This window comes from Ruegeria sp. CDSA246, assembly GCF_059611225.1.
In genome coordinates, this window is the sequence record NZ_JBXWPD010000037.1 from 1 (window position 1) to 9,527 (window position 9,527).

7 protein-coding genes are annotated in these 9,527 nt (G+C 52.4%); 4 read left to right on the plus strand and 3 right to left on the minus strand.

What is annotated here, in order from left to right; all coding sequences use genetic code 11:
- Positions 1-107 precede the first annotated feature (107 nt).
- Both AC2FI9_RS22425 and AC2FI9_RS22430 read left to right on the plus strand, forming a co-directional pair.
- Positions 108-1,046 (plus strand): helix-turn-helix domain-containing protein, encoded by a 939-nt coding sequence (locus tag AC2FI9_RS22425; RefSeq protein ID WP_496770921.1) that lies wholly within the window; start codon positions 108-110, stop codon positions 1,044-1,046.
- Positions 1,047-1,157: 111 nt separating this feature from the next.
- Positions 1,158-1,976, plus strand: coding sequence for a nucleotidyltransferase domain-containing protein (locus AC2FI9_RS22430; protein WP_496770923.1), 819 nt, complete (start codon positions 1,158-1,160; stop codon positions 1,974-1,976).
- Between the two features lie 100 nt (positions 1,977-2,076).
- On the opposite strand, the gene AC2FI9_RS22435 is transcribed toward AC2FI9_RS22430, so the two are convergent.
- The 3 genes from AC2FI9_RS22435 to AC2FI9_RS22445 form a co-directional block, all read right to left on the minus strand.
- Positions 2,077-2,334 carry a hypothetical protein gene (locus tag AC2FI9_RS22435; RefSeq protein ID WP_496770925.1) on the minus strand — a complete coding sequence of 86 codons (258 nt, stop codon included), beginning with the start codon at positions 2,332-2,334 and terminating at the stop codon, positions 2,077-2,079.
- Between the two features lie 543 nt (positions 2,335-2,877).
- Complete coding sequence (locus tag AC2FI9_RS22440) at positions 2,878-3,768, minus strand: DUF2950 family protein (RefSeq protein WP_299665347.1); 891 nt, start codon at positions 3,766-3,768, stop codon at positions 2,878-2,880.
- A gap of 1 nt (position 3,769) precedes the next feature.
- Positions 3,770-5,071 (minus strand): DUF3300 domain-containing protein, encoded by a 1,302-nt coding sequence (locus AC2FI9_RS22445; RefSeq protein ID WP_496740826.1) that lies wholly within the window; start codon positions 5,069-5,071, stop codon positions 3,770-3,772.
- 886 nt (positions 5,072-5,957) lie between these two features.
- On the opposite strand from AC2FI9_RS22445, the gene AC2FI9_RS22450 reads away from it, so the two are divergent.
- Positions 5,958-7,223 (plus strand): TAXI family TRAP transporter solute-binding subunit, encoded by a 1,266-nt coding sequence (locus AC2FI9_RS22450; RefSeq protein WP_496770926.1) that lies wholly within the window; start codon positions 5,958-5,960, stop codon positions 7,221-7,223.
- A gap of 227 nt (positions 7,224-7,450) precedes the next feature.
- Positions 7,451-9,325 carry a DUF3604 domain-containing protein gene (locus AC2FI9_RS22455; RefSeq protein WP_496770928.1) on the plus strand — a complete coding sequence of 625 codons (1,875 nt, stop codon included), beginning with the start codon at positions 7,451-7,453 and terminating at the stop codon, positions 9,323-9,325.
- The last annotated feature ends 202 nt before the right edge of the window (positions 9,326-9,527 follow it).

Genomic DNA, 9,527 nt, shown 5'->3' on the forward strand with positions numbered 1-9,527 from the left:
TAATCAGACAAACCAGATGAGCCAGATCCTCTCTTAGATCAGGCAGCCATCTGTCCCAAAATCCCTGACGACGGACAGACCCGGCAACAGCGGAGCTCAGGGCTTGCGTGCAGGATTTCGTACGGGAGAACTATCCGCTGCAGACCGGCGCGAAAGTCCTGGGTACGGAAATCTCAGCACCCAAACTCATCACGCTTGAACGTGTACGGGAGCTATATGGAGTCGGCGAGGTTCGGGTGCGAGGCATTCTCGCCCATCTTCGCGGTCAAAACGCGAGCGACCTGCTAAACATGAAGGATGTCAGCCATGAGGATCTGGCTGCCGTGCTCGATTTCTGGTCTGGGTTGCAGAATATCAAATCCATCGCGACGCAGCTCAATATCCATCCGGTTCAGGTGAAGTCGCTGATCCGGCAGAATGTTCTGGAAGCCCATCGTTTTGGAACGTCTCTGCGCTATGTGACATCCTCCTCTGTGCAGACCTTGCTGACTCAGCTTGAAGGCCTGCGCGTTGCATCACCGACGCGTCATAGGCTGCCCCTCGCAGAATACTGCCAACAGAGCTGGTTGCCCCTGGCTCGCGTTGTTGCTGATTGGGCAGCAGGCCGACTGACCGGTGTATCGAGAGACCCGGACGTTGACGGATTGGCAGGAATTCTGATCGACTACACTGAGACCTTGGAAAAATCGGAGCGCGTGTTTTCCGGCGATCTGTCGCTTAAGGATGCGGCGGCACGCCTGAGGATTAGCGTCGGTTCTATCCGACGGTTAAGGGATGGTGGATATCTGAAGCAGATAAAAGCACGAAACCCGGACACGCAGCACTACCGGTGTTACATCACTGAAGAGAGCATTCAGGCGTTTGCAGAGGTGTATGTGACGCTTGGCCAAATGGCAGAGCACATTGAGCTCGCAGCGATCCATTTGGCTCGGGCGTTGGACCGAAGAGAAATCGAGACGATCCCCTGTGACGCCGGGTTTGTTCGCGCTTATCCGAAAGAGACACAGGGAATAGTTCGTGAACTGGCGAACAGAGTTACGAGTTAATCTGATCCGACGGTTTCAGTAGCCACAGCGCCGTGGTTGCTCCCCCAGGTCTTGTTAACAAAACCATGATGTACCTTTCCAGATGGCCGTCTTGATACTGCGAGAAACCCAATGAACCGTCTAACTTTCGCGCCCAGCGTTTCGCCTGAGATCGAGCAGGTCATCCAATCTAAGCTTACCGCTTTAGAAGCGGATCATGATGTCCGAGTGCTGTTCGCCATTGAAAGCGGCAGCCGTGCATGGGGTTTCCCGTCTCCCGATAGCGACTACGATGTACGCTTCATCTATGTACATCGGCCAGACTGGTATCTGAGTATTGAGCCCGGTCGCGATGTCATCGAACTGCCCCTTGAGGGCGATTGGGACATAAACGGGTGGGATATTCGTAAAGCACTTGGTTTGTTGATCAAACCTAATCCCGTGATGTTGGAATGGTTGTCCAGCCCTATTAGGTACAGATGGAGTGACGCGGCATGTGAAAGGCTGATTGCCTTCGCAGCCAAGACGACTTTTGGAGAATCCTGTCTGCACCACTATCGCAACTTGGCACAGAAACAGTGGGACAAGCATGTTGGTGAGAGCCAGGAGGTGAGCTTCAAAACGTATTTCTACATACTGCGACCCGCTATGGCGATCTCGTGGATCCGGCAGATACCCGACACGCCACCGCCCATGAACCTGCATGATCTCATGAAATATCAGGACCTGTCTCCCAACCTAGTAGGGCACATTGACAGGCTTTTGACTTTAAAAAGCAAAACCAAGGAAATGGGTCGTGGACAGCGCATAGCGGTCATTGATGAATTCATACACGATCAAATAGCGTGGGCAACTGTGATGAAAAAGAACGAAGATCGCCTCGACCTTAGGGCCGAGGGCAATGACTTGCTGCGGCACATAGTGAGAAAAGACGCGGGGCTCGGTTCGTGATCTAACGATGGCCGCAACGGGCCAAACTGCTTCGGTCGTCTCAACGGCCACCTGAGCCAAAGTGCGCGGCGGAGTTATGGAATGCTTCCGCCGCACATACTCACCAATAATAGTGGTGGGGCTTGCGCCCATCGGGCCAGACTAGGTCGTCAGGATCAGCGCCTTTCAGGATGCCGAACGCAAGAGCCTTGGTTTTGCGTCTCGTTGGACGCGTGTGACAGGTGATGTCGTGATAGCGTGGCCAATTGCCAAGCCACCGGACATCATCAAGGTCTTTTCCGAGACGACGGCTCAGACCTAGGCGTGAGTACCCGTTCCCAAGCACGGTACGGGGACGTTTGCGTTTGTAATGGGCCATGTCATTGGCCTTTCATGCAGTTTCTGAACTACATGGCACCCTCCATCGGTTGGCTCGTTGGTTTTGGGCTGGGCTCGGATAGACGGCCGAAAACGCAGCCGGTCTGAATATCGGACTGGGCGAACAAGATCAATGGGGCGGAAAAAAGCCGCTCAATGTGGTGTTAGGTGATTGGGCCGGTAGGCTGTGGACGGACGGACCACTCAACCAGAGATCGCTTCACATAACACCCGTACTGCGACGTTCGTGGATTGTTACGTCGCTGCAATTCATGCGGTGGTCGCGAAACCTGCCATTCGATATCCGATCGAAGAAGACCGCTCTGCGGACTTTTCAGTCTTTGACTCGAAACGTGTTAAGGCAGAAGAATGGATCAAACCGTAAGATGGGCAATTTGCTGGCCGTTACAATGTGTGTTGCAAGAGCGATCCAGGCTGAACTTGTTCGGGTACACGTAACCATCGAACTGAAGCTTGTTACACGATCCGCAAATAGTGGCCTCAGCAAAGCATCAGAGCTTAATCGCCACTATCAATCCAAACATTACTCGACCGGTGACCAATTAGTGTCTGGATCATAGGCAGTAATTTCAGCAGCAATACTGAGTGTTTCCGGGCCAAAATCTGCCTCGTAGACTATGCCGTTTTCGCCAACCAGAAAGGAATGGACACCAGTTTCTCCGTAGTCTGCCGGTATTGCCAGCAAGGCATGTCCTGCAACGAAGTGATCCCCGGCGAAATAAGGGTAGGCACCCCCGGGAGCGTTAGGGCCCTGCTCTTGCAGGATTGTGTAATAATAGCCAAGAAACGGCTCGGCTTCATAGTCAGCCTGACCGTCACTCCACCCCGAAGCTGCGGCGCGGGCAAGCGCCGCACCGACAAAGCTGTCTTTTCCAGGCCAGAAGAGACCGTTTTGCTCTTCGGGATCAGAAATGATCGTCTGAGCGAATTCCATAACGCCATTCCCATTATGGTCCACAAGCCGGAAAGCTGCCTGCAGATCAACATAGGCCTCAAGCAATTCGATCACTTCCAACTCATTCAAGCCTATTTCACGAGCTGAAAGTTCCTCGATCCCAGCTTCCAGGTCAAAGCGCCAACCATCATCTTTTCGCAAAATTGGGATAGGAAAAGGCCAACCGTCTTCACCCAGAAGAAGTACAACGCCATCGTCCTCAGGCCGGAAACGATACCCCTCGGCATACATGCCAAGCATTTCCTGCCTTCTTTCTTGATCTTCCGCCGGATCACCCGTTCCAACCAGATCCTCGGCTTCAGGCCCGAAAATTTCGATCAGCTTGCTCTGATCATTAGCCTTCAACGCATCAACAAAAGCATCCAGTGCGGTTTGCGGCGTATCAAATCTGGCTCCTTCAGAGAGAGCCGGGCTTGTGGTCGCGGCAAGCAACAAAATTGAAAATACTGATCTACGCATCTTACCGTCTCCGCTTGCCTTTAGCGGCGTGTCCACGATTGGACGCGCTTTGAGTTCTGCTGCCGGACGCCTTTTTCTTCATCGCTTGCCCTTTGGATGCCGCGGGCTTGCGCTGCGTCGATGCGGCTTTCTTCGCCTGCGGCTTTTTGGCGGTCTGCGGTCTTTGCGCGACTGGCTTTTTCGCCGCATCTGGACGTTTGGTACGATCAATGGCCTGTTGCTTTGCAGCGGCCTTATCCCGATTTGCGTTGCTCCGGTTCGCTAATGCCCCGCCTGCTACAGCCCCCGCACCGGCACCGACCGCAGCTGCTGCCGCCCCGCGGTCCCGGCTAATATCTGCAGCACCAGATTCTCGGCTCAACTTTGCACGCAGCTCATCCGTGCGACCGTCAGGACGGCTAACCGGCAAGTCGCCGCGGCCACCTTCAGGTCTTTTATGGTCCGCTATTTTGTTCCGGGCCTCCTGTTGCCGGTCAGGATCGGGGTTCCATCCGATATCCGTTCGGTCACCTAAATCTATATCATTGCCGATATTGACGTTGCCATCGACGTCTATGTCGATGTTTGGATTTCTGTAAATCGGACCACCGCCCCAGCCACCGCAATTTCGGCACCCCCAATAGTCATACCAATCATCGTCGTCGTCAAAAATTTCGTCGATCAGGGCAACGGCGCCAAACGTTAGTAGTGCTGCGCCCACAACATCCCCGGTTGACGGGCCAGTATAAACCGTCTCGGGATTGTATTGTGGGACGTATACCGTTTCGGGTTCTGTCGGTGTAATTACTACTGTGTCGTCGTCAGACACTTCGACAGTTTGCTCGGGACCTGAAACAAGAGCGCCGCTGTCAATTGCCTGATCCCGCATGACCTGCACCGCATCCATCACATCATCGGACTGGGCCAACATGGCTGTGCCGACTGTCTCGGTCCAGTCGATATGGGTGGCCATCTGACCAACAACTTCGGGAAACGCCGTCGCCAATACGCTGACAGAAGGATCCCATCCCATTGCTTCGATTTCCGGCTCAAGTTCAACGGGGTCGCGGTCGGCGTTATCCAGCAAATACCGCTCAGCCTTAACAATTTCCAATGGCTGGGTGGCCGCGACAAATATCTGTATGAGTAACGTGTCGGGATAAAGAGCAACCGGGGCGACCAATGTCTGCAACTCAGCATCAGTTAGCAGGCTGGACGAGGTTGCCGAGGTATCATCTTTTCCCGCCACATCTTCGGACGACTCTTGCGCTAACGCGAAAGTAGATACGCAAATACCGAATGCAATTAATAGAAACCTAAACATATTGCGATCCTTCGATTTCTTGAAGGATCACCTAAGACTGCGATTCTGGCAACCGGTCAGTCAAATAGACGGTTTTGGAATAATAATGTCCCCCAAACCAAGTTTGAGCGAGCGTTCGCTTTGGGCTCAACGCAGTCACCTGACGGATTTACTCAGATGACCGATTAGCGGATTTGAGCGGACGTTCACCCCCGAAAACTCGGGGTTTCAAACAGGAACAACCGCTCTCACTAAAAACGGTCGCTCTCCTAGATCGTGGCTACGACCGGCTTGCGGACAGAGCTGCAACCGTTTGAAGATTAGTTTTTTGATGTGTCGGCAAAGAAGCCACAACCGTACAATAATCCAAAATGGGGTCCAACTAACGCCAAATCCCTGTGGTGAACTGCACAATGCAGAGGTCAACTCTGCCTTCTCCCTGTTGGACTGGCCGGCGCGTTTGCGCCGGCTTTTTTTCAATCACGTGCCCCCTTTTTGGTATTGCTAGTGCATTAGTCGCGTATCAGGAAGAGATCTTCTCAGGCTGAAATCGGTCATTTGCTGCGCCATCAAGCGAGACTTCCAAACCGATGACCGGGCCGGGCTCGAAGCAGACATTCGGTTAATTCCGCTGAATGTCCGCCTTGCAGACATTGCCGACAAAAAAGACAAAACTAAAACTCTGGTTTGCGATAGGATAAACCGTTGCCTAGACGGCCAGTTTTTGATCTCAACCTTGTTCAAGCGCTCTTGGTTTTTTGCGCGACCAACTTAATCTTCAGGGATACTTGAACCGAGGAACTCGAACTTTTGAGTGCTACCCACTGTGATTGGTTTCTCGTTGGCAAAAAGACTGCTATCAAATGAGAACGAATTATCGGTTCCGATCATCTGAATGTGAGAATAAATGCGCTTAGCTCTTTTCATTCTCTTTCCGATTATGTTTATCGGGTTGCTTGTTTTTCTGATCTTTGGCTTGAAACCGCCCAACAGTATTAAGCTGGCTGCTGGCATTAGCGGCGGCGGATATTGGCAAGTTGGACAGCTCTACAAAGCAGAACTTGCACGTGACGACATTCAGGTAGTTTTAGTTGAAACCGAGGGGTCCGTTGAGAACATTCAGAAACTTGTTTCTGGCGAAGTGGATGCCGCATTTGTTCAGGGTGGTCTGGAAATACCTCAGGACGAAAACTTACAGTCTTTGGGCGCCATTTTTCTTGAACCTATGGTGGTGTTCCGCGGAAAGTCGAGTCCAGTCGGGGCCAATGCAGGAGAATGGGGAGACATTCGCTTAGCTGCAGGAACCAAGGCGTCCGGTACTCGCGCCGCCGCTTTAGCGCTAATTGAGGCCGCTGGGTTGCAAAATGTCGACATAGACCTCGTCGATTTCGGGGGCAATGACGCGATAGAGGCGTTGTATGCCAACGAAGCGGATGCAGCGTTGTTTGTCGCTCCACTCGATGCACCTTACCTTATGGATGCGATCTTTGATCCAGAAATCATTTTCGTCCCTATGGCTTTGGTCGATGCCCTTGCATTGAAACTTTCCGGAGCGAATTCGGTAACTGTACCGGCAGGATCAATCACACTTGACCCTCCGAGACCACCAGAGGACGTCAAGATCTTAGCATTGCGAGCTTCACTTATCGCCGCATCCGATCTGCACCCTGCAGTAACCGATAGGTTAGTGAATGCAGCAAAGAACATTCATAGCGAACCTAATATTTTGCAAAGTGCGCGCGAGTACCCGAACACGGCTTCACCGCCTGTACCACTGAACAAAATTGCCACAGAACTCATAAACTCTGGGCCAAACTTTTTGCATGGCGTCTTGCCATATTGGATCGCAGCGCAGTTTGGCAGCGTACTGTTATTGCTGTTGCCTTTGTTGTTCTTAGTACCGTTTTTGCGGATAGTCCCGTCCAGTTACGTGTGGTTTCAAAAGCGCCGGGTCTGGCGTTTTTATCAGCGTATCATGGCGCTTGAGGAGGAACTCAGCAAGGCACAGACCTCAACTGAGGTTGAAGAAGTCGCCAAAAATATCGAAAACGTGGACACCGCCCTTGCAAATCTGAATCTGCCGCTCGCATACCGCCAGGGAGCATATGATGCACGTTTGCACGTAGACCTAATTCGACAGGAGATTGCGCGTCGTCAAACTGCAAAAAGTTGATGAAACCTCAACGTTCGCAAGCAAACCACGCTAAAATACCTTTTTAATTTGAGACTTCGATACAGGTGTGTGCTTTAGTTATTGCGTGTACGCCGCTTTGGGGTCGCAGCCATCGTTCGCAGAGATTTATTTAGCGGCGGCTGTGCTGAACGAATAGAGTTCAGATTATGCGTCATAGTTACTTGTATTGAGCGTTGTTAGGTTTGAACAAAATATGAGGTTAGGAAATGATCCGTTTAGCATCTATTCTGACTATCGCGCTTGCGGCTGGTGCGCACGCCGAGGACGTCCCAAGCACTCAACCTGGCGACAGAGAGTATTCCCCCTACCCACAACAAAACTTCCCTAATCAGGTCTTTTTCGGCGATACCCATTTGCATACATCATACTCTGCCGATGCCGGTATGATCGGGAATGTACTTGGCCCTGATGAAGCGTACAGGTTTGCCAAAGGCGAAGTCGTTATATCCAGCACCGGTGTCGAAGCGAGGTTGCGCCGACCATTGGATTTTCTGGTTATTGCCGATCACGCCGAAAACCTTGGTCTTGCGCCGCTGCTCTCAGTCAAGGATGCCACGCTGCTCTCCACGGAGTTTGGCCAGCAACTGAACACGGCTGTCGAGGCAGGTGATCCCGTTGGCGCATGGTCGATTTGGAGCCAAGCCAAGTCCACTGGCACAGACCCATTGGCGGATTATCAGGAGATCTACCAGACAGCGTGGAGCAACATTACCTCCGCCGCTGAGGCACACAATCAACCGGGTTTGTTTACTGCGCTTATAGGGTTCGAGTGGACCTCAAACCCACAGCGGAACAACCTGCACAGGAATGTCATATTCAACGGTGGCAAAGAGGGCGCGGACAAGATCATCCCGTTCTCGAACTTTGATAGCTTCGACCCCGAAGACCTTTGGGCATGGATGGAACAAGCCGAAGAAACAACAGGCCAAAAGCTGCTCGCGATCCCGCACAATGGCAATTTGTCCAACGGGTTGATGTTCGACGAAGTGCGCTTGTCGGGCGAACCGTTCGATGTTGAGTATTTCAAACAGCGCGCCAAGTGGGAACCGATCTACGAAATCACACAAATGAAAGGTGACGGCGAAGCACATCCCATGCTGTCACCAGACGATGAATTTGCTGACTTCGAAACGTGGGACAAAGGACAACTTGGACCAGAGCCCAAGACACCGGAGATGCTTCCACGCGAGTATGCGCGGGCCGCATTGCGGCGGGGGCTTGGATACGAGGCGGAAACGGGGACAAACCCCTTCAAATTTGGCGTAATCGGCTCAACTGATGCTCATACATCGCTGTCCACGGTTGGCGAGGACAATTTCTTCGGGAAAGTCTCAGCTGTTGAACCTACTGCTGACCCGATCCGATTTGAAGAGGTCGTCGGCGGTATTGGTGGTGACGAGAATGTTGCCCAATATGCATGGCAGACTTCGGCGTCGGGTTTGGCGGCCGTTTGGGCAAGGGAAAACACCCGCGAGGCCATTTGGGATGCTTTTGCTCTAAAAGAAGTCTATGCAACCACAGGACCGCGTATGCGCGTTCGCGTCTTTGCTGGATACGAATTTGATGAAACAGACCTGCCGCGCGCTGACTTTGCTGAGTATGGATATGAAAATGGCGTCCCGATGGGGGCGGATTTGCCAGCGGATAGTGACGGTCGGTCTCCGCGCCTTCTCATCCGTGCGCTCCGTGACCCCGATGGGGCCAACCTCGACCGTATTCAGGTTGTCAAAGGTTGGCTGAACAGTGACGGCACAACGTCGGAACGTGTTTATGATGTTGCCTGTGGCGGGCGTGAACTTCTAAACGCGGCGTGTGACGGCCCGGTTGGCAATACGGTGGATGTAGAAAACGCGTCTTGGACAAATGACATCGGCCAGGCAATTCTCGCCGGATATTGGGAAGACCCGAACTTCGACCCGACGCAAAGCGCGTTTTACTATGTCAGAGTGCTGGCAATACCAACGCCGCGTTGGACGACATACGATGCAAAGGTGTTCGGAACGGAGACCCCAGACGAAGCACCGCGCTCGATACAGGAGCGGGCTTACACATCACCAATTTGGTACACTCCTCAGGGATGAGTGATATTAGTTTAAGACTGAATATCTCTTAGTCTGCTCTGGGCTCTCCGTTGACCTTAGCTGCAGCGTTAATTAATGGCCGCTATCCTTATTGGGTCAGAATTGCTTGACGTATGGGTCAGAATTGAATGACGTGATTGACCGATTTAATGAGGTTTTGGCCGTCGATTGAGTCAAATATCAGTGACGTTCCACATTTACT